Origin of the sequence: uncultured Agrobacterium sp. (assembly GCA_913777615.1) — a bacterium.
Classification (GTDB): domain Bacteria; phylum Pseudomonadota; class Alphaproteobacteria; order Rhizobiales; family Rhizobiaceae; genus Agrobacterium.
In genome coordinates this window covers 175,530-193,627 of record CAJYTK010000021.1, presented here as the reverse complement: position 1 = coordinate 193,627, position 18,098 = coordinate 175,530, and the positions used below count along the sequence as shown (strand labels likewise).

At 57.9% G+C, this 18,098-nt stretch carries 13 protein-coding genes and 2 pseudogenes; 10 read left to right on the top strand and 5 right to left on the bottom strand.

The features are described from left to right. Window positions 1–18: 18 nt before the first annotated feature. Window positions 19–1,209 carry an efflux RND transporter periplasmic adaptor subunit gene (locus tag QZ862_RS19245; RefSeq protein ID WP_296101403.1) on the top strand — a complete coding sequence of 397 codons (1,191 nt, stop codon included), beginning with the start codon at window positions 19–21 and terminating at the stop codon, window positions 1,207–1,209. A 122-nt stretch (window positions 1,210–1,331) separates the two neighbouring features. Further along, window positions 1,332–4,523, top strand: coding sequence for an efflux RND transporter permease subunit (locus tag QZ862_RS19240; RefSeq protein ID WP_296101402.1), 3,192 nt, complete (start codon window positions 1,332–1,334; stop codon window positions 4,521–4,523). A 150-nt stretch (window positions 4,524–4,673) separates the two neighbouring features. Here the strand turns inward: QZ862_RS19240 and QZ862_RS21375 are convergent. Beyond that, window positions 4,674–4,790: pseudogene (locus QZ862_RS21375) on the bottom strand (carbohydrate ABC transporter permease); the annotation flags it as partial. Between QZ862_RS21375 and QZ862_RS19235 the strand changes: the two are divergent. After that, window positions 4,786–4,963, top strand: a pseudogene (locus tag QZ862_RS19235) (ROK family transcriptional regulator); the annotation flags it as partial. The pseudogenes QZ862_RS21375 and QZ862_RS19235 sit on opposite strands and share 5 nt — an antisense overlap. A gap of 233 nt (window positions 4,964–5,196) precedes the next feature. On the opposite strand, the gene rhaI reads toward QZ862_RS19235, so the two are convergent. Both rhaI and QZ862_RS19225 read right to left on the bottom strand, forming a co-directional pair. Next, window positions 5,197–6,489 (bottom strand): L-rhamnose catabolism isomerase, encoded by a 1,293-nt coding sequence (gene rhaI, locus QZ862_RS19230; protein ID WP_296019027.1) that lies wholly within the window; start codon window positions 6,487–6,489, stop codon window positions 5,197–5,199. Window positions 6,490–6,641: 152 nt separating this feature from the next. Then, entirely contained in the window at window positions 6,642–8,735 is a 2,094-nt protein-coding gene (locus tag QZ862_RS19225) for a bifunctional rhamnulose-1-phosphate aldolase/short-chain dehydrogenase (protein WP_296101401.1), read from the bottom strand. Between the two features lie 200 nt (window positions 8,736–8,935). Between QZ862_RS19225 and QZ862_RS19220 the strand changes: the two genes are divergently transcribed. The 7 genes from QZ862_RS19220 to QZ862_RS19190 all read left to right on the top strand — a co-directional run bounded on the left by QZ862_RS19220 (window position 8,936) and on the right by QZ862_RS19190 (window position 16,266). Further along, on the top strand, window positions 8,936–9,766 hold the full coding sequence (locus QZ862_RS19220) for a DeoR/GlpR family DNA-binding transcription regulator (protein ID WP_296101400.1): 831 nt from the start codon (window positions 8,936–8,938) through the stop codon (window positions 9,764–9,766). A gap of 38 nt (window positions 9,767–9,804) precedes the next feature. Continuing rightward, a complete protein-coding gene (gene rhaS / locus QZ862_RS19215) occupies window positions 9,805–10,815 on the top strand; it encodes a rhamnose ABC transporter substrate-binding protein (RefSeq protein WP_296101399.1) in 1,011 nt (336 codons plus the stop codon). 209 nt (window positions 10,816–11,024) lie between these two features. Continuing rightward, entirely contained in the window at window positions 11,025–12,554 is a 1,530-nt protein-coding gene (locus tag QZ862_RS19210; protein ID WP_296101446.1) for a sugar ABC transporter ATP-binding protein, read from the top strand. Between the two features lie 12 nt (window positions 12,555–12,566). Beyond that, on the top strand, window positions 12,567–13,568 hold the full coding sequence (locus tag QZ862_RS19205) for an ABC transporter permease (RefSeq protein WP_296019019.1): 1,002 nt from the start codon (window positions 12,567–12,569) through the stop codon (window positions 13,566–13,568). Next, entirely contained in the window at window positions 13,565–14,575 is a 1,011-nt protein-coding gene (locus QZ862_RS19200; RefSeq protein ID WP_296101398.1) for an ABC transporter permease, read from the top strand. The genes QZ862_RS19205 and QZ862_RS19200 overlap by 4 nt, the downstream gene beginning before the upstream one ends. Window positions 14,576–14,578: 3 nt before the next feature. Beyond that, window positions 14,579–14,902 carry an L-rhamnose mutarotase gene (rhaM, locus tag QZ862_RS19195; protein ID WP_296019015.1) on the top strand — a complete coding sequence of 108 codons (324 nt, stop codon included), beginning with the start codon at window positions 14,579–14,581 and terminating at the stop codon, window positions 14,900–14,902. Next, window positions 14,899–16,266, top strand: a complete 1,368-nt coding sequence (locus QZ862_RS19190; RefSeq protein ID WP_296019013.1) for an FGGY-family carbohydrate kinase — start codon at window positions 14,899–14,901, stop codon at window positions 16,264–16,266. Before rhaM ends, QZ862_RS19190 begins: the two co-directional genes overlap by 4 nt. Window positions 16,267–16,295: 29 nt before the next feature. Here the strand turns inward: QZ862_RS19190 and QZ862_RS19185 are convergent, their stop codons facing one another. Further along, window positions 16,296–17,522, bottom strand: coding sequence for an amidohydrolase family protein (locus QZ862_RS19185; RefSeq protein ID WP_296019010.1), 1,227 nt, complete (start codon window positions 17,520–17,522; stop codon window positions 16,296–16,298). 43 nt (window positions 17,523–17,565) lie between these two features. Continuing rightward, window positions 17,566–18,042, bottom strand: coding sequence for a GAF domain-containing protein (locus tag QZ862_RS19180; protein ID WP_296101397.1), 477 nt, complete (start codon window positions 18,040–18,042; stop codon window positions 17,566–17,568). Window positions 18,043–18,098 lie beyond the last annotated feature (56 nt).

The window sequence follows — 18,098 nt, the reverse complement described above, 5'->3', positions numbered from 1 at the left end:
GAAGCCAAGGAGTATCCCATGACGGTCAAGAACAAGCGCCGCGCCCTTACGGGTGCCGGCATCGGCCTTGCTATGTCTGTTGCAGCAGCGGCATTGCTATTCGATCTTCCTGTGAGCACCGGCGCGGTGGCCGCAGCACCAGAGGCGCCCGCGCCTGCAATCCCTGTCACTGTTGCGGTGGTGGAAGACCGCGACATCACCCACTGGGAGCAGTTTTCCGGTCGGCTGGAAGCTGTCGAGCGAGTTCAAATCCGCTCCCGTGTTGCGGGCCAGATTCAAGCGGTCCACTTCCGGGAGGGCGCGCTGGTAAAGACGGGCGACCTGCTCTTCACGATCGATCCGGCACCATATCAGGCAGCAGTCGCGGGAGCAGAAGCACAAGTTGCCTCAGCGGAAGCAAAAGTTGATCTCGCCAAAACCGAACTTGAGCGTGGCCAACGCCTATCTGACAATCGCACCATTTCGCAAAGCGACTTCGACCAGCGTCAGAGCAATGTTGCAGAAGCAGAAGCACAACTGCGGGCAGCCCGCGCAACCCTGACCACCGCGCAGCTCGATCTGAGCTACACGCAACTTCGCGCACCGATTTCGGGGCGCGTTGGCAAGCTTGATATCACTGTGGGTAATCTGGTTGCCGCCGGGTCTGCCTCTCCCGCGCTTACCACGCTCGTGTCGGTAGATCCTATCTATGCGAGCTTCAATGCAAGCGAAGAGGTCGTTTCCAAAGCCTTGTCGCAACTTCCGACATCGCACGGCCCAGTCCAGCCGCTTGAGCAGATCCCGGTAGAGGTTGGAACGCTTGCCGATGAGGGTACGCCGATCAAAGGCACGCTCCACCTGATCGACAACCAGGTCGATGGCGCCAGCGGAACGATCGGAGTGCGTGCGGTCTTCGCCAATACTGACGGGCACCTCATCCCTGGCCAGTTTGTACGTGTTCGCCTCGGCGAGCCGAAATCGGAGAGACGTATCGTCATCACAGACCGCGCCATTGGCACCGATCAGGACAAGAAGTTCGTGTTCGTCGTCGATAGCCAAAACAAGGTGGGCTACCGGCAGATCAAGCCTGGTCCCTCGGAAGAGGGAATGCGGGTCGTTGAGAGCGGTCTTACCGCAGGTGACCGGATCGTCGTCAACGGTCTGCAGCGCATACGGCCCGGTGCCATCGTCGCTCCGCAGGCCGAAGACAAGGTCGCCGTCGCGCAATAGTCGATCCGGCGGATCGTCCCGGTCCGCCTAGAGCCAGTAACAACAGAAAGACCTTCGACTGGTGGCGAAACGTCACCGGAAAGATCTTTTGCATCCAATTTTCACCAGGAGAGGGCAAACCCATGAACATCTCCAGATTTTTTGTCGACCGTCCAGTCTTTGCTGGGGTCCTATCGGTCCTCATCGTTATCGCCGGCCTCATTGGCATGCGCGCGCTGCCGATTTCTGAATATCCGGAAGTCGTACCACCATCCATCGTCGTCCGCGCCACTTATCCGGGTGCGAACCCAAAGGTCATTGCAGAGACTGTGGCAACGCCATTAGAGGAGCAGATCAACGGCGTCGAGGACATGCTGTACATGTCCAGCCAGGCGACTTCGGATGGCGTCATGACACTGACTGTCACCTTCAAGCTGGGAACGGATCCGGACAAGGCGCAGCAATTGGTACAAAACCGCGTCTCGCAAGCCGAGCCGCGCCTGCCCGCGGAAGTAAGAAGCCTTGGCGTCTCCACGGTCAAAAGCTCGCCTGACCTGATGATGGTCGTGCATCTCGTGTCCCCGGGCAACCGCTATGACCTCACCTATCTGCGCAACTATGCCGTTCTCAACATCAAGGACAGGCTGGCCCGCATCGAGGGTGTCGGACAAGTCCAGATCTTCGGCGCGGGGGATTACTCCATGCGAGTCTGGATCGATCCTCAGAGGGCCGCCGAGCATGATCTTGCGGCGAGCGATATCAGCAACGCGATCCGCGAACAGAATGTTCAGGCGGCGGCTGGCACGATTGGTGCTTCTCCAAGCCCGAACGGCGTCGATCTGCAGCTGAATGTCAACGCTCAGGGCCGCCTTTCCACTCCGGAAGAATTCGGCAATATTATCGTCAAGAGCGGCACGAACGGTGAAATCACCCGTCTGCGTGACGTCGCGCGTGTCGAACTCGGTGCCGCAGATTATGCTCTGCGTTCGCTGCTTGACGGCGAATCCGCCGTGGCGATCCCGGTCTTCCAGGCCCCCGGCTCCAACGCCATCACCATTTCCGACCAGGTCGCTTCAACCATGCAGGATTTGCAAAAGGCTATGCCTGACGGTGTAAAATATGAAATCGTCTACGACACCACGCAGTTTGTCCGCGCTTCCATTGACAAGGTTATCGACACGCTGCTCGAGGCCATCGCGCTCGTCGTCATCGTCGTCATTCTCTTTCTGCAGACATGGCGTGCCTCGATTATCCCGCTGATTGCCGTTCCGGTATCGATCATCGGCACCTTCGCGGTCATGTATGTCTTCGGCTTTTCGATCAATGCGCTCAGCCTGTTTGGGCTTGTTCTTGCGATCGGCATTGTCGTGGATGACGCTATTGTCGTCGTGGAGAATGTCGAGCGAAACATTGAAAACGGCCTGTCGCCACGCGATGCCACCTATCGCGCCATGAGGGAGGTGTCCGGTCCGATCATAGCGATCGCGCTGGTACTTGTGGCGGTTTTCGTCCCGCTTGCCTTCATCTCGGGCCTTTCGGGACAGTTCTACCGTCAGTTCGCGCTTACCATCGCGATTTCTACGGTCATCTCAGCCATCAATTCCTTGACTTTATCCCCTGCGCTCGCTGCTCTTCTGCTTAAGGATCACCATGCGCCGAAGGACTGGTTGACCCGTGGCATGGACAAGCTGTTCGGTGGCTTCTTCCGTGGCTTTAACCGCGCTTTTGGCGCAGCGTCCAACGGCTACGGTAAAAGCGTCGGCGGCTTGCTCAACCGCAAAAGTATTGTGATGGTCGTCTATCTCGCTCTCGCCGGTGCTACCTATGGCATGTTCAGTGCAGTACCCGGCGGCTTCGTCCCCGCGCAGGACAAACAGTACTTGATCGGTTTTGCCCAGTTGCCGGATGCCGCAAGTCTGGACCGCACGGAAGACGTCATCAAACGTATGAGTGACATCGCCATGCACCAGCCAGGCGTGGAGCATGCGATTGCATTCCCTGGCCTGTCCATCAACGGCTTCACGAACAGCTCAAACGCGGGTGTCGTCTTCGTTGCATTGAGCCCGTTTGAGCAACGCAAGACAGCGGACCTCTCCGGCGGCGCCATTGCCATGGCCCTCAACCAGAAATTCGGCGCTATCCAGGACGCGTTCATCGCAATGTTCCCGCCACCGCCCGTCAACGGACTCGGCACCACCGGCGGCTTCAAAATGCAGATCGAGGACCGTGCGGGCTTTGGCTATCAGACGCTTGACGAGGTCACAAAGGCCTTTCTCGGGAAAGCCTATCAGGCACCCGAACTGGCCGGCTTGTTCTCCAGCTTCCAGATCAACGTGCCCCAGCTCTATGCAGATCTCGATCGCGCCAAGGCCGAGCAGTTGGGTGTCTCAGTGACGGACGTTTTCGAGACGCTTCAGATTTATCTAGGCTCTCTTTACGTAAATGACTTCAACGCATTTGGTCGCACCTACAGCGTTCGCCTACAAGCAGATGCCCAATTTCGCTCGCAACCGGAAGATATCGGTCATTTGAAGGTCCGGTCATCTAACGGTCAGATGATCCCCTTGTCCGCACTGCTAAAGGTGGATGCCACGACGGGACCAGAGCGGACGACACGGTATAATGGCTTTCTTTCGGCCGACATCAATGGCGGCCCGGCCCCTGGCTTCTCCTCCGGCGAAGCCCAGGCCGCCATCGAACGCATCGCAAGCGAAACGCTGCCCTCGGGCATCTCCTTCGAGTGGACGGATCTGACCTACCAGCAGATTTTGGCCGGAAGCTCAGGCTTTCTCGTTTTTCCACTGGCGTTGCTGCTGGTCTATCTCGTACTGGCTGCGCAGTATGAAAGCCTCACTCTGCCGCTCGCGATTATCATGATCGTGCCAATGGGCGTGCTTGCGGCCATGACGGGTGTCTGGTTGACGGGCGGAGACAACAACATCTTCACCCAGATCGGGCTCATCGTCCTCGTCGGGCTCTCGGCAAAGAATGCCATCCTGATCGTTGAATTTGCGCGGGAGTTGGAGTTCGAAGGACGCTCACCTGTCGCTTCCGCAATTGAGGCAAGCCGACTTCGCCTCCGTCCCATCCTGATGACATCGCTCGCCTTCATCATGGGCGTGGTGCCCTTGGTCATTTCCACTGGCGCAGGGGCGGAAATGCGAGCGGCCATGGGCGTTGCGGTATTTTCCGGCATGATCGGCGTCACATTCTTCGGCATCTTCATGACTCCTGTCTTCTACGTGCTCGTCCGCAGACTTTCGGGCAACCGACCGCTGGTCCAGCATAAGGAAGAGCCTGCCAACACAGACTATAAGATGAGCGAAGCCGTCTGAAATTGCGGCATGTCAAACAAATTCCCGGAAAGATGCGATCATTCCGGGGATTTTTACTAAATTCCGGTCACATGATAACGGTCTGGCAACAAGACTTCCCGGCGCTCGTGACAACTGCACGCGCCGCGAACATTCAGACAAAGTGCCCGGCCAGTAGCGCTTTCCAAGCAGGATATCTTCGTCGTTCGCCCCCTGCCATTCAGTTGACACACTGAAGGGATTGAGAGGCAGAGCACCGAGCGTCTTGAGGCCTCCAAGCTTTGTCGATGCAGGGTTTTCGCTCGAGGACGTCGACAGGGTTTGCCGGCCCGCCCGGCGTGATCGAGCACCGAACCGGAAAGGTATGATTCAGATCAGTACTGCGCGAAGTCAACATCGATTTTGTCGGCGAGATGGCCGAGCGTTTTGGAACGCCTACCATCATTGAAAGCGCTGCCCATTTGGCCTGGCGTCACCATCCCCGGCGCCGACTTCGCGCACGATGTAGAACCTGGGCGACGGCTGGCGATGATGGGTCCGGGGAGTGGGAGTAGTCGGCCGGCAACGAAGTCGAGGATGCCGGGAAGAGCGTGCAATCCGCCACGATGAGGTGGTTTCGGTCGGATGATGGCTGCGTCGCGCTCATTCACTCGTTGAGCACGATTTGATCATGAAGTTCCTTATCTCGCCACGCCTAGACAATGCCACCGGATCCGCCACGCTGTGAGGGCCGCTCACCTGCAACCTGTGTGCGATAGCCGCTGGAGCGGTAAGTCGCGATCGGGTCGATTGCCGCACCCGCCCTCCTTCGTGCTTCAGCAAGAATGGCCTCGACATCAGTGCGATAAGCGCGCTTCAGCGTATCGGACGCCATGAGCGCATCATTCTCCTGCTGGAACCCTTCGAGCGCCTGGCGGTCTACGAGCAATGCCTGCGCGTAGGCCCGGCGAATTTCGTTTGCGCTGGAGATCAGGCTTTCGATTGGATCGGTCACATTATGCGACTGGTCGATCATATGGGCGGGATGAAATTGCTTCACGCCGCGATGCTCTGCATCCACCAGTTCGTTGAAGACGAGGAACAAGCGATACGGCTCGATGGCTCCCGCATCGAGATCGTCGTCGCCATACTTGCTATCGTTGAAGTGGAAGCCGCCGAGCTTGCCGAACTGGATCAGACGCGCGACGATCATCTCGATATTGGTGTTGGGTGCATGATGCCCAAGATCGACAAGGCAGAAGGCCTTCTCACCCAGCGTGTTGGCGATCAGGTAATTCGTGCCCCAGTCTTGCACCACGGTCGAGTAAAAGGCAGGCTCATACATCTTGTGTTCGGAGAAAATCCGCCAGTCGTCCGGCAAAGCCTTGTAGATCTCGGCCATCCCGGCAAGGTAGCGCTCGAAGCTTTTGGTGAAATTGCTTTGGCCTGGGAAATTCGAGCCGTCGCCGATCCAGACGGTCAGGGCTTTAGAGCCAAGTGCTCTACCGATCTCGATGCATTCGATGTTGTGCTCGACGGCCTGCTGGCGCGTTGCAGCATCCGTGTGGCTCAACGAGCCATATTTGTAGGAATGCTGCTGATCCGCACCGTCGGAGAAGGTATTAGAATTCATCGCATCGAAGCCGAGGCCAAGGGCGTCGGCGTGCAATTTCAGCCTTGCAGGATCTTCCTTATCCCACGGGATATGGAGAGAGACGGTCGGCGTGGCAGCCGTCAGCTGGTTGATGACGGCACAGTCGTCCAGCTTGTCGAAGATACCGCGTGGTTCACCCAGGCCCGGAAATCGTGCAAAGCGGGTCCCACCGGTGCCGACCCCCCAGGAGGGAACGGCGACGAAAAATTCTGCGACCTTGGCGGTAATTGCATGGATATCGACATTGCGGCGCGACAGATGTTCACCGAGAGCCGAATAGTCGGCCTCATGAGCCTTCGCGCGCTTCTCGTTTTCGCGACCGACCACATCGGCGGCAATCCTCAGTTCCGTCATTTCATCCTCCCTCTGCACCACTTTTTTCAAGCTGCCCGCACAGTCATTATTCTTGGCGCGCAGGACCGGAGCTCGATTGTGGAACTTGCTTTTTTGAACGTATCGGTCTCATCTGAGAGACGCCCGCGCGTTAACAGGCGGGCGTTTTAGCGTCAGCGCGTGAAGCTCTGGGCGTTGCCGGCATCGACATTGATAATGTTACCCGTCGATTTTGCGGAGGCGTCCGAGGCCAGGAAGTAGATTGCCTCGGCAATATCTTCCGGGAAGACGTTCAGCTTCAGCATGGAGCGCTTGCGGTAATGTTCTTCCAGATCGTCCACTTCGATCTTGGAGGATGCCGCGCGCTGCTCGCGCCACTCGCCGTTCCAGATCTTCGAGCCACGCAGAACCGCATCGGGGTTGACCGTATTCACGCGAATGCCGGCATCAGCGCCTTCAAGCCCCAGGCAGCGGGCAAGATGGATTTCTGCGGCCTTCGCCGTGCAATAGGCAGATGCGTTGGGTGAAGATGCCAGACCGTTTTTGGACGCGACGAACACGACATTTCCGCCTAGCTTCTGACGTCGGAACAGACGGAAGGCTTCTCGCGACACGAGGAAATAGCCCGTTGCAAGAATGTCGATATTCTTGTTCCACATGGCAAGTGTGGTGTCTTCAACCGGTGCAGACGAGGCAATGCCCGCATTGGAAACAAGGATATCGATGCCGCCAAACTCGACGGTCGCCTCGGCGAACGCCCGAAGGACGGCATCTTCCTGCGTGACGTCCAGCTTGACCGTACGAACGGCATCAGCGCTGAACCTCTTTTCGAAATCACCCTTTGTGTTGTCGAGTGCACCTTCATCGATATCGGCAAGGACGACGCATGCACCCTCGCTTGCAAGCCGCTCTGCCGTGGCCCGGCCGATACCTCCGGCGCCACCGGTGATGAATGCCACCCTCCCGGCCAGGCTCTTCGGCTTCGGCATGCGCTGAAGCTTTGCTTCTTCCAGTAGCCAGTATTCGATGTCGAAGGCTTCCTGTTCCGGCAGTCCCTGGTACTCCGAAACGGCGGAGGCGCCACGCATCACGTTGATGGCGTTGACGTAGAACTCACCGGCAATACGAGCCGTTGCCTTGTCCTTGGCAAAAGAGAACATACCCACACCGGGGATAAGGAAGATGACAGGATTCGGATCGCGCATCTTCGGCGAATTTGCGTGTTTGCAGCTCTCGTAGTAGCGGGTGTAGTCGGCGCGGTAGTCTTCAAGGGCCTGATCGAGGCCAGCCAGCAGCGCATCGACATCGGGTTTCGACGTATCGAGGTCGAGGATAAGGGGCCGGATCTTGGTGCGCAGAAAGTGGTCTGGGCACGATGTTCCAAGCGCGCCGAGCGGCTTCAATTCCTTCGAGTTGACAAACTCCAGCACCGCATCCTGATCGTCGAAATGGCCGAGCTTGCGTTCGTCCTTCCCGATGCGTCCCCGAATTTCCGGCATGAGGCGCGCGGCGATCGCCCGCCGCTCTTCCTTGGGGAGGGCGCTCGCGACGGCACCGCCGAAAATCGTCTTGCCTTCGGTCTTGGCGGCGAACCATTCGATCGCCTTGTTGATGATCGAAAGCGTCAGCTCGTAGCAGGCCTTTGCATCATTATCCCACGTGAACAAGCCATGGCTTTCCAGCACGACGCCCTTGGCATCAGGGTTTGCCTTGACGAAAGCTTCAAGATCGAGACCGAGCTGGAAGCCGGGGCGACGCCACGGTAGCCAGCCGATATCGCTGCCAAAAACTTCCTTTGTCAGTTCACGGGAGTTTTTCGAGGCCGCAATGGCAATGATTGCGTCGGGATGCATGTGATCGACATGATCGAACGGAACGAAACCATGCAGTGGCGTATCGATGGAGGCGGCGCGCGGATTGAGGTTGAACGTGCAATGGGGGAGGAAGCCAACCATACGGTCTTCATCGTCTACGCCGCGGTAAATGCCCTTCAGCGCTTCAAGTTTCTCCATGTAGAGGGTGGCGAAACCGTCAAGTTTGATCGTGCCGACATCGCCGCCAGATCCCTTGACCCACATGACACGGACTTTATTGCTGGTGAGCGGGTCGGTTTCCCAGACTTTGGCAGAGGTATTGCCGCCACCATAATTGGTGATCCGCTTGTCTGCACCGAGCAGGTTGGAGCGATAGAGCAGCTTTCCCGGCTCATCCAGCGTTCCTGCATAAGCGTCGTCCCAGCGATTTTCGAGAAGACGGGTTTGTCCCATCGCAGTATCCTCCCACATCGATTGTCGCGAGTCTCTCAAAGGAACTCGCCTCCCTTAAGCGCAGATATCGCGCATTTAAAAGCTTCATGTCAATCATAAACGATCATAAATTTTCATTGTGCGCCGCAACATTGATATTTTTGATCGAACTTGATTGACAACGAAAGAAGTTTACGAAAGATTGCGGTCAGGAGGACCCCATGTACGAGAGCGAACGCCATCGCATCATCTTGAGCGCCATACAGGAAAAGCCTGTGGTGACGGTGCAGGATATCGCCGAGCTGACGGATGCGTCGGAAGCGACGATCCGGCGTGATATTGCCTCGCTTCATGTTCAGGGAAAACTGCGCCGAGTGCGCGGCGGCGCCGAAGCGGTACATCCGCCACAGCTTGGAAATCTGGCGGCACGTCCATTCCGCGTGTCAGAATCGGTCAATATCGATAAGAAACGCGCAATTGCACGCAAGGCCGTCGATTTGTGCGAGGAAGGTGACGCCATCATCATCAATGGCGGGACGACGACCTTCCAGATGGTGCATTACATGTCGGCCCGGCGCCTGCAGGTGATGACCAACTCTTTCGCCATTGCCGAGCATCTGGTGAAGCACTCGAAGTGCAATGTCAGTGTGCCTGGCGGCGCGATCTATCGCGACCAGAGTCTGATCCTGTCGCCTTTTGAAAATGATGCGATCCGCAATTTCTATGCGCGGAGTATTTTTATCGGTGCGCAGGGCGTGGGCGCGCTCGGCATCATGGAATCCGATGCAATGGTGATCCAGAGTGAGCAGAAGCTGATGCGCCAAGCAGAGGAGCTGATCGTCATGGTCGATTCCTCAAAGTTTCGCAAACGCTCCAGCCTGATCCTGACGCCACTGGATACGGTATCGACCATCATCACCGACGAGGACATTTCAGACGAGGCCGCACGCATGGTGGAGGCCGCGGGAGTGACGCTGGTCATCGCCGGAACAGCGGCCGCGCCGGCGGAGGACAAACCGCCGACAGAGGAGGATTCCGCTTCGGTTGCTTGAGGAGCACCGAAGGGAAGGTTTAACGGGAGGAAAAGGGAATGAAACTTACACGCAGAAAACTGACCCGCGCCCTGGCGCTCGGTGTGGCATTGGGCGTTGCCGGTATGGGCAGTGTCGCCCAGGCGAAAGACATGAAGATCGCACTCGTGGTCAAGTCGCTCGGCAACGGCTTCTTCGAGGCGGCTAACAAGGGCGCACAGGAAGCAGCCAAGGAACTTGGCGGCGTCGAGATCATCTATACCGGCCCGACAACCACCACCGCGGAAGGCCAGATCGAAGTCATCAACTCGCTGATCGCCCAGGGCGTCGATGCGATCGCGATCTCGGCAAACGATCCGGACGCCGTGGTTCCGGCACTGAAGAAGGCCGCTCAGCGTGGTATCAAGGTTATTTCCTGGGATTCCGGTGTAGCGCCGGCAGGTCGAACTCTCCAGCTCAACCCGTCCTCCAATGCGCTGATCGGCAAGATGTGCTTGCAGCTTGCAGCGGATCATCTCGAAGGTGGCAAGGGCGACTTCGCCATTCTTTCTGCCACAACCACCTCCACGAACCAGAATATCTGGATCGAGGAGATGAAGAAGCAGTTGAAGGACTTCCCCGGCCTCAATCTGGTGACGACCGTTTACGGCGACGACTTGGCCGACAAGAGCTACCGTGAAGCGCAAGGTCTGTTGACCTCGCAGCCAAACGTCAAGGTTATCGTCGCGCCGACGACCGTCGGTGTCTTGGCCGCATCGCAGGCCGTAAAGGATGCCGGCAAGATCGGCCAGGTCTATGTGACGGGCCTTGGTCTTCCTTCTGAAATGGCGGGCGCGATCAAGTCCGGCGCGACGAAGGAATTCGCCATCTGGAACCCGATCGACCTGGGCTATTCTGCGACCCAGATCGCCTACCACCTCGTGAAGGGTGATGCCGACGGCAAGCCGGGCTCGGAAATCGAAGCTGGCCGCATGGGCAAGATCAAGGTCGGCGAAAACAGCGAAGCCGCGATGGCCGATCCGTTCGTCTATGACGCGAAGAACATCGATCAGTTCTCCAAGATTTTCTGATCCTCGACGACATCTCCCGGCGACACCAGCCGCCGGGAGATGTTTCCAACAGCCCTCAGTCGACGTCATCCTCGAGCGTGCACCAAGCATCGATCATGCATGCCGGATGTTTGCATCAGTAAACCCATCGGGATGCCGTTGAGTGAAGGCTTCGCTTCTTCTGCTCGATCATGAGCGCGCAGGTCCGTGAGAAAATGACAGTAGAGACAATGACCGAAACGGCAGCGCTTTACGCGACGGAAGAGGAACGTTTGAACCCCGTTCTCGAGATGCGCGGCATCAGCCAGATTTTTCCAGGCGTAAAGGCCCTGGATAATGTCGACGTTCAGCTCTACCCCGGACAAGTGACGGCACTGATCGGCGAAAACGGCGCGGGCAAATCCACGCTGGTCAAGATTCTGACCGGTATCTATCGGCCCAATGAGGGCGAGATCCTTCTGGATGGCAAGCCCGTTCAGTTTCAAAGCGCGCAGGATGCCATCGATGCGGGTGTAACCGCCATCCATCAGGAAACGGTTCTGTTCGACGAGCTTTCGGTTGGCGAGAACATCTTTCTCGGACATGCCCCAAAGGGCCGCTTTGGGCTGATCGATTGGAAAACGATCAACGAGAAATCCCGCGCCTTGTTGGAACGGCTGGAAAGCAAGATCGACCCCACCATCCGGCTGAAGGATCTGTCCATCGCACAGCGACATCTGGTGGCGATTGCCCGTGCCCTGTCGGTGGAGGCGCGCATCGTCATCATGGACGAGCCGACGGCGGCTTTGTCACGCAAGGAAATCGACGATCTTTTCCGCATTGTCGAAAATCTCAAGCGGCAGGGAAAGGCGATCCTGTTCATCAGCCACAAGTTCGATGAAGTTTACGAAATTGCCGAAAATTACGCCGTCTTTCGCGATGGACGCATGGTCGGCGCGGGAAAGCTCGCCGCAACAGCCCAGGACGAAATCGTTCGGCTGATGGTCGGTCGCGATGTAAAGGACGCGTTTCCGAAACAAGCCGTCAACATTGGCGGCACGGTGCTGTCAGTCGATAATTACTGCCACGAAACGGAGTTTCGCGGCATCTCCTTCGAATTGAGACAGGGCGAAATTCTTGGGCTCTATGGCCTGATCGGCGCTGGGCGGTCGGAAGTCTGCCAGTCTATCTTCGGCATGACCCGACCTGCATCCGGTACACTGAAGATGGACGGCAAAACCGTGACAATCCACTCACCCGAAGACGCAATCCGGGCCGGTATCGCCTATGTGCCGGAAGAGCGGGGACGTCATGGCCTGGCGCTGGAGATGCCGATCTACCAGAACATGTCTCTACCCTCCCTCTCCCGCACATCGCGCAAGGGATTTCTGAAAGCGGCAAACGAGTTTGCGCTCGCACGCAAATATGCAACGCGCCTTGATTTGCGTGCAGCCGCGCTTTCCGTGCCTGTAGGAACACTATCCGGTGGCAACCAGCAAAAGGTGGTGATCGGCAAATGGCTGGCGACTGCGCCGCGGGTCATCATTTTGGACGAGCCTACAAAAGGCATCGACATCGGCTCGAAAGCCGCTGTCCACGGCTTTATCAGTGAATTGGCGGCGGAGGGCCTGTCCATCATCATGATCTCGTCCGAACTGCCGGAAATCCTTGGCATGTCCGACCGCGCGATCGTGATGCGTGAAGGGCTGATGGCCGGCACATTCGACCGGGCGGAGTTCTCGCCGGAAAAGCTGGTGCGCGCCGCCACCGGAAATGCGTGAGGGGAAATGCGCATGAAGACACTTTTGAAGAACCGTGAATGGCTGCTGGCAGGCATCATCATTCTGCTCATCATCGGCTTTTCGCAGCGGTCTGCGGGCTTTGAGCGACCAGCCAATCTTGTCAATATCTTCAACGATACCTCGATCCTGATCATTCTGGCCTTGGGACAGATGACGGTGATACTGACGAAATCGATCGATCTGTCGGTGGCGGCCAATCTTGCATTTACCGGCATGGCGGTGGCGATGACCAATGCCGCATTCCCCGGCGTGCCACTTCCCCTCTTGATCGCCATGGCTGTCGGCATCGGAGCGCTGCTCGGTTCGATTAACGGTATTCTCGTCTGGTGGCTTGGCCTTCCCTCCATCGTGGTGACACTTGGTACACTCACCATCTATCGCGGCATGGCCTTCGTTTTGTCGGGCGGCGCATGGGTCAACGCCCATCAGATGTCCCCGACATTTCTCAACGTGCCCCGCACGCCGCTCCTCGGAATGCCGGTTCTCTCCTGGGTGGCGATCCTCGTCATCGTCGCTGCCTGGATCATCCTCAAGCGAACCGCCTTCGGTCGGGCGGCCTATGCGTCAGGCGGTAACCCCAATGCTGCGATCTATGCTGGCATCGATGTCGGTCACACGCGCTTTCTCGCCTTTGTCCTGTCCGGGGCGCTGGCCGGTCTCGCAAGCTATCTATGGGTGTCACGCTATGCGGTTGCCTATGTGGATATCGCTCAAGGCTTCGAACTGGATAGTGTCGCGGCAAATGTGATCGGCGGCATCTCGATTGCGGGAGGTATCGGCTCGGTACTTGGCGCCGTGCTTGGAGCGCTCTTCCTCGGCGTCATCAAGAACGCGCTTCCGGTGATCGGGATCTCTCCATTCGCGCAGATGGCGATCTCCGGCATCGTGATCGTGCTGGCCGTGGTCTTCAACGCGCGCGCAGAAGCGCGCAAAGGCCGCATCATATTGCGTGACAGAGCCGCCACGGAACATAGCAAGGAGGCTGCGGCATGAGCATCGATCAATTCCAACCGCAGGTGTCACCTCGCATCATTCCGGACAAGCTCGGCACGCCTTTCCGCCGCATCATGGCAAGCTGGGAAGTGCTGCTGCTTGGCGTCGCAATCCTGATCTTCATCGCCAACTCGCTGGCCTCACCATACTTTCTCAACGCCTGGAACCTCTCTGACGCCACCTTCAACTTCACCGAAAAGGCGATGATCGCCTTTGCCATGGCGCTTCTCATTATCGCCGGTGAAATCGACCTGTCGGTTGCGGCCATCATCGCACTCGCCTCCACTGCTATGGGTTACGCGGTACAGATGGGTGTGGGAACGCCTGGGCTGGTGGCAATCGGCATTGGCGTTGGCTTGGCCTGTGGCGCTTTTAATGGCTTTCTTGTTGCAGGACTTAAGCTTCCGTCCATCGTCGTCACCATCGGCACCATGAGCCTGTTTCGCGGCGTTTCCTACATGGTTCTGGGCGACCAGGCCTTCGGCAAATATCCCGAAGACTTCGCTTACTTCGGCCAGGGCTACGTGTTCTGGGCGATCTCCTTCGAATTCGTTCTCTTTGTGCTGATGGCGATCGCCTTTGCGATCCTACTGCATGCGACGAATTTTGGACGACAGGTCTATGTCATCGGCAACAATCCGTTCGCCGCAAGATTTTCCGGCGTCGCCGTGGAGCGCGTCAAGTTCATTCTCTTTCTCCTTACCGGCCTGATGAGCGGTATCGCCGCCGTCTGCCTCACCTCGCGGCTCGGCTCCACGCGCCCCTCAATCGCTCAAGGGTGGGAATTGGAAGTCGTGACGATGGTCGTGCTCGGGGGCGTGTCGATCCTGGGCGGCTCCGGAACAATCGGCGGAGTGGTGATTGCCGCTTTCGTCATGGGGCTGGTTACATTCGGTCTTGGTCTCCTCAACGTTCCGGGCATTGTCATGTCGATCTTTGTCGGCCTTCTGTTGATCATCACCATCGCCATTCCAATCGTCGTGCGCCGCCTGAAAGCCATGAGGTAAGTGATGCAGGAGCTTGAAAAATACGCTTTCAAGATGAAGCTCTTTGCGGGCAAGGAAGCGGAATACAGGAAGCGTCACGACGAGATTTGGCCGGAGCTCGTAGACCTGCTGCACGAGGCTGGCGTGACCGATTATTCGATCCACCTCGACCCTGAGACCAATGTGCTCTTTGGCGTCCTTACACGTCCGAAAGATCACGGCATGGCGGCGCTGCCCCACCATCCCGTGATGAAGAAATGGTGGGCACATATGGCCGATATCATGGAAAGCAATCCGGATAACTCTCCAGTCGCGACCGATCTCGTTACCGTCTTTCATCTGCCATGAGCCAGCCGATCCAAACCGTTGCCGTCATCGATATCGGCAAGACGCATGCCAAATTGATCGTCGTTGATGGCGAAAGCGGCCAGGAACTGGCATCCCGCAAGATTGCAAACAGGATCGTCAGCGGTCCGCCATATCCGCATTACGATACCGATGCGCTGTGGCGTTTCATTCTGGGAGGGCTTGCCGGACTGCACAAGTCGCTCGGCTATCAGGCAATCTCGATCACCACACATGGCGCAAGTGCAGCGCTCCTGAATGCTTCGGGCGATTTGGCGTTGCCCGTTCTCGATTACGAGTTCGCATTCCCGGACAAGATTGTCCAAGCCTATGAGACGATCCGCCCGGATTTTGCGGAGACATTTTCGCCGCGGCTGACAGGAGGTCTGAACCTCGGTGCGCAGCTCCACTATCAGCGTACGTGCTTTCCTGAGGAGTTCGCCCCCGTCGCGACCATCCTAACCTACCCGCAATATTGGGCCCACCGCTTGACCGGGATTGCTGCGAATGAGGCCACCTCGCTCGGCTGCCACACCGATCTATGGCGCCCCTTTGAGAGAAGCTACTCAAGCCTCGTTGCGCGTCTCGGTATTGCCGACCTTATGGCGCCCATCCGGTCTGCTTTCGATGTTCTGGGAGAAACGACGCCTGCCGTCACAGAGCAACTCGGCCTTCCCGCACCGGTTCCCGTTTATTGCGGGATCCATGATTCCAATGCTTCATTGCTCCCGCATCTCGTGGGTTTTGGCATTCCCTGCACCGTCGTATCGACCGGCACATGGGTGGTGTGTTTTGCCGCTGGCGGACAGGCGGTCGATCTTGACGAAAAGCGTGACACGCTGGTCAATGTGGATGCATTCGGAAAACCCGTGCCTTCTGCCCGGTACATGGGTGGCCGGGAATGGGAACTGGTCAACAAGACCTTAGGGCCAGTCACACCGGAATCAGAGTGGGCGTCGGTAAACGACGTGATAGCGCAAGGCCAGATGCTGCTCCCGAGTGTCGTCAGCGGCACCGGCCCGTTTCCGGGCACGACGGGCGGGTGGCGCAATGAGCCACAAACGGATGAAGGCCGGCGCGCGGCTGCCAGCCTCTATCAAGCTTTGATGACGATGACCTGCCTCGACCTGATTGGATCACGCGGCCCTATCGTGGTGGAAGGCCCCTTTGCCGCCAACCGCGTGTTCCGCGCAGCACTCGCCACCTTGTCCGCCCGGAAGGTGTACGCCTCGGCCTCGCACACAGGCACATCGCTTGGCGCCAGCTTTCTCACCGGAACAAAGTCGAATGTGCCTGTCGAGCGAGTGAGCGACACGATTGCAAACCTCGCTGCCTATGCCGAAACGTGGCAGAAAATGGCAGGGTGAACACAAAACACCCCACACCTTTGACCGCATCAGCTCTGCTTGACGAATTCTCCGCCCTTGATGATGAACGGCATGTGCTTACCCTGACCGGTCAAAAGTGAGAGATCGTCGAGTGGGTTGCCGTCCACGACGATCAGATCGGCGTAAGCCCCTGGCGCCACAGCTCCCAGTTTGCCTTCAAAACCTAGTGCCTTTGCCGCATCAAGCGTTGCAGAGCGAATGACATCTGCGGCCGGTAGATGTTGGCCGCGAAGAACGAACTCCTCCGACTGATGCTCGTGCATCTCACCCAGCAAATCCGTACCATAGACCATGGTCACGCCCGCCTTGTGCAGCACTTTCAGCGCCTCGAAGCCAGCGCTGCGCACATCCTCGATCTTGGCGACAGAGACTGGCGGCAGGCCGAGCGAAGCACCGTCCTTTGCCAGGCGATCATAGACTATGTTGGTCGGCACGACGAAGGCACCGCGTTCCTTGGCAAGTTTTGCCGTCTCCGGCGTGATCAGGTTGCCGTGCTCGATCGACTTAACCCCGCATTCGATCGCGCGGCGAATGGCGGCATCGGTGTAAAGATGGGCAGCCACGTAAGTCTGCGCGTTCTCGGCCTCTTCAACGGCGGCGAGCACCTCTTCTTTTGAAAAGCCTAGGTTTGCAATCGGATCGGTCGGCGAAGACACGCCGCCATTGGCCATGAGCTTGATGAACTGTGCGCCACCTTTGACCTCTTCACGACAGGCCTGGCGAACTGCATCGACCCCATCGCAGATGCGACCGAGCGCACCCAGTTGGTCAGGATAATGCTCGACCGAACGACGATTGAACCGGCCTCGGTAATCGGTATGGCCGCCCGTCTGGGACAGCGCCTTGCCGCAGATGATCAGTCTCGGGCCAACAATCGTGCCCTCGTGAAGCGCTTCAACCAGACCGTGATCGGCACCGCCGAGGTCACGAACCGTGGTAAAGCCACGCATCAACATCGCCTTCATGATGGTCGCCGAGCGCAGCGCCACCAGAGAATTCGGCAGATCCGCATTGGCTCCAAGGTCGAGTTTGGTGGCGATGACATGGACATGTCCATCAATCAATCCCGGCATGAGGATCTTGCCAGCCAGATCGACAACTCGGTCGGCAGTGGCCGAGAGCGCCGGGCCAACTTCGATGATCAAATCGTCACGGATGAGCACATCCGTGGGAGCGGTCGGTTCACCCTGCGATCCATCAACGATGCGGGCGTTTTTGAGAAGAATTGAACTCATTGGATTCACTTTCGATCGATGTCTTAGAAAGGCGCACAGCGGCTCAACGCTGGTTCGCTGTCAGCAAGAAGTATGGAACCAACCACGGCGCTAGCGCCTCCGCACGGTCCAGATGACGCTCGTCATAAACTCCAGCGCGATGGGTCAGATTGATCGTGCCAATGCAGGAGCCATCGAAGACAACGGGCACGTTGATCTGCGTGCCGCCGCCAAGACTTGCGATGAGTTCATGGTCAAAAAAGGCCCATTTGATGCCGTCCATATCCTTGGCGAGAAAACTCTTGTGCTGCCCAATAACGTGGCGGCCCCAAGGCGTGTCCGTCATAGGCTTGCGGCCCGAGACCGGATAATGCTCAGTGTCAGAGGAGTAGATGCGGACGACTTCACCACCATCGACCGCGAGCAGCGTGAAGAGGACATGCCCCACCTCGCGCTGGAACAATTCGTCGAGTGCCTGGAAGAAGGGTGCTGGCTGATCGGGCAGCTTCATGGCCTCGTAAAGGCTGATCTCATTGTGCATGTCGTGATCCTTTTTGCTGATGAGGGAGCAGCAATTGCCGCTCCCTTATGTGCCTG

What these genes read in the sequence shown, in the direction of transcription:
- rhaM (WP_296019015.1), top strand. Translation starts at nt 14,579, where the DNA reads ATGCAGGAGCTTGAAAAATACGCTTTCAAGATGAAGCTCTTTGCGGGC.
- QZ862_RS19220 (WP_296101400.1), top strand. Translation starts at nt 8,936, where the DNA reads ATGTACGAGAGCGAACGCCATCGCATCATCTTGAGCGCCATACAGGAA.
- QZ862_RS19240 (WP_296101402.1), top strand. Translation starts at nt 1,332, where the DNA reads ATGAACATCTCCAGATTTTTTGTCGACCGTCCAGTCTTTGCTGGGGTC.
- QZ862_RS19210 (WP_296101446.1), top strand. Translation starts at nt 11,025, where the DNA reads ATGACCGAAACGGCAGCGCTTTACGCGACGGAAGAGGAACGTTTGAAC.
- QZ862_RS19225 (WP_296101401.1), bottom strand. Translation starts at nt 8,735, where the DNA reads ATGGGACAAACCCGTCTTCTCGAAAATCGCTGGGACGACGCTTATGCA.
- QZ862_RS19185 (WP_296019010.1), bottom strand. Translation starts at nt 17,522, where the DNA reads ATGAGTTCAATTCTTCTCAAAAACGCCCGCATCGTTGATGGATCGCAG.
- QZ862_RS19245 (WP_296101403.1), top strand. Translation starts at nt 19, where the DNA reads ATGACGGTCAAGAACAAGCGCCGCGCCCTTACGGGTGCCGGCATCGGC.
- rhaS (WP_296101399.1), top strand. Translation starts at nt 9,805, where the DNA reads ATGAAACTTACACGCAGAAAACTGACCCGCGCCCTGGCGCTCGGTGTG.
- QZ862_RS19205 (WP_296019019.1), top strand. Translation starts at nt 12,567, where the DNA reads ATGAAGACACTTTTGAAGAACCGTGAATGGCTGCTGGCAGGCATCATC.
- rhaI (WP_296019027.1), bottom strand. Translation starts at nt 6,489, where the DNA reads ATGACGGAACTGAGGATTGCCGCCGATGTGGTCGGTCGCGAAAACGAG.
- QZ862_RS19190 (WP_296019013.1), top strand. Translation starts at nt 14,899, where the DNA reads ATGAGCCAGCCGATCCAAACCGTTGCCGTCATCGATATCGGCAAGACG.
- QZ862_RS19200 (WP_296101398.1), top strand. Translation starts at nt 13,565, where the DNA reads ATGAGCATCGATCAATTCCAACCGCAGGTGTCACCTCGCATCATTCCG.
- QZ862_RS19180 (WP_296101397.1), bottom strand. Translation starts at nt 18,042, where the DNA reads ATGCACAATGAGATCAGCCTTTACGAGGCCATGAAGCTGCCCGATCAG.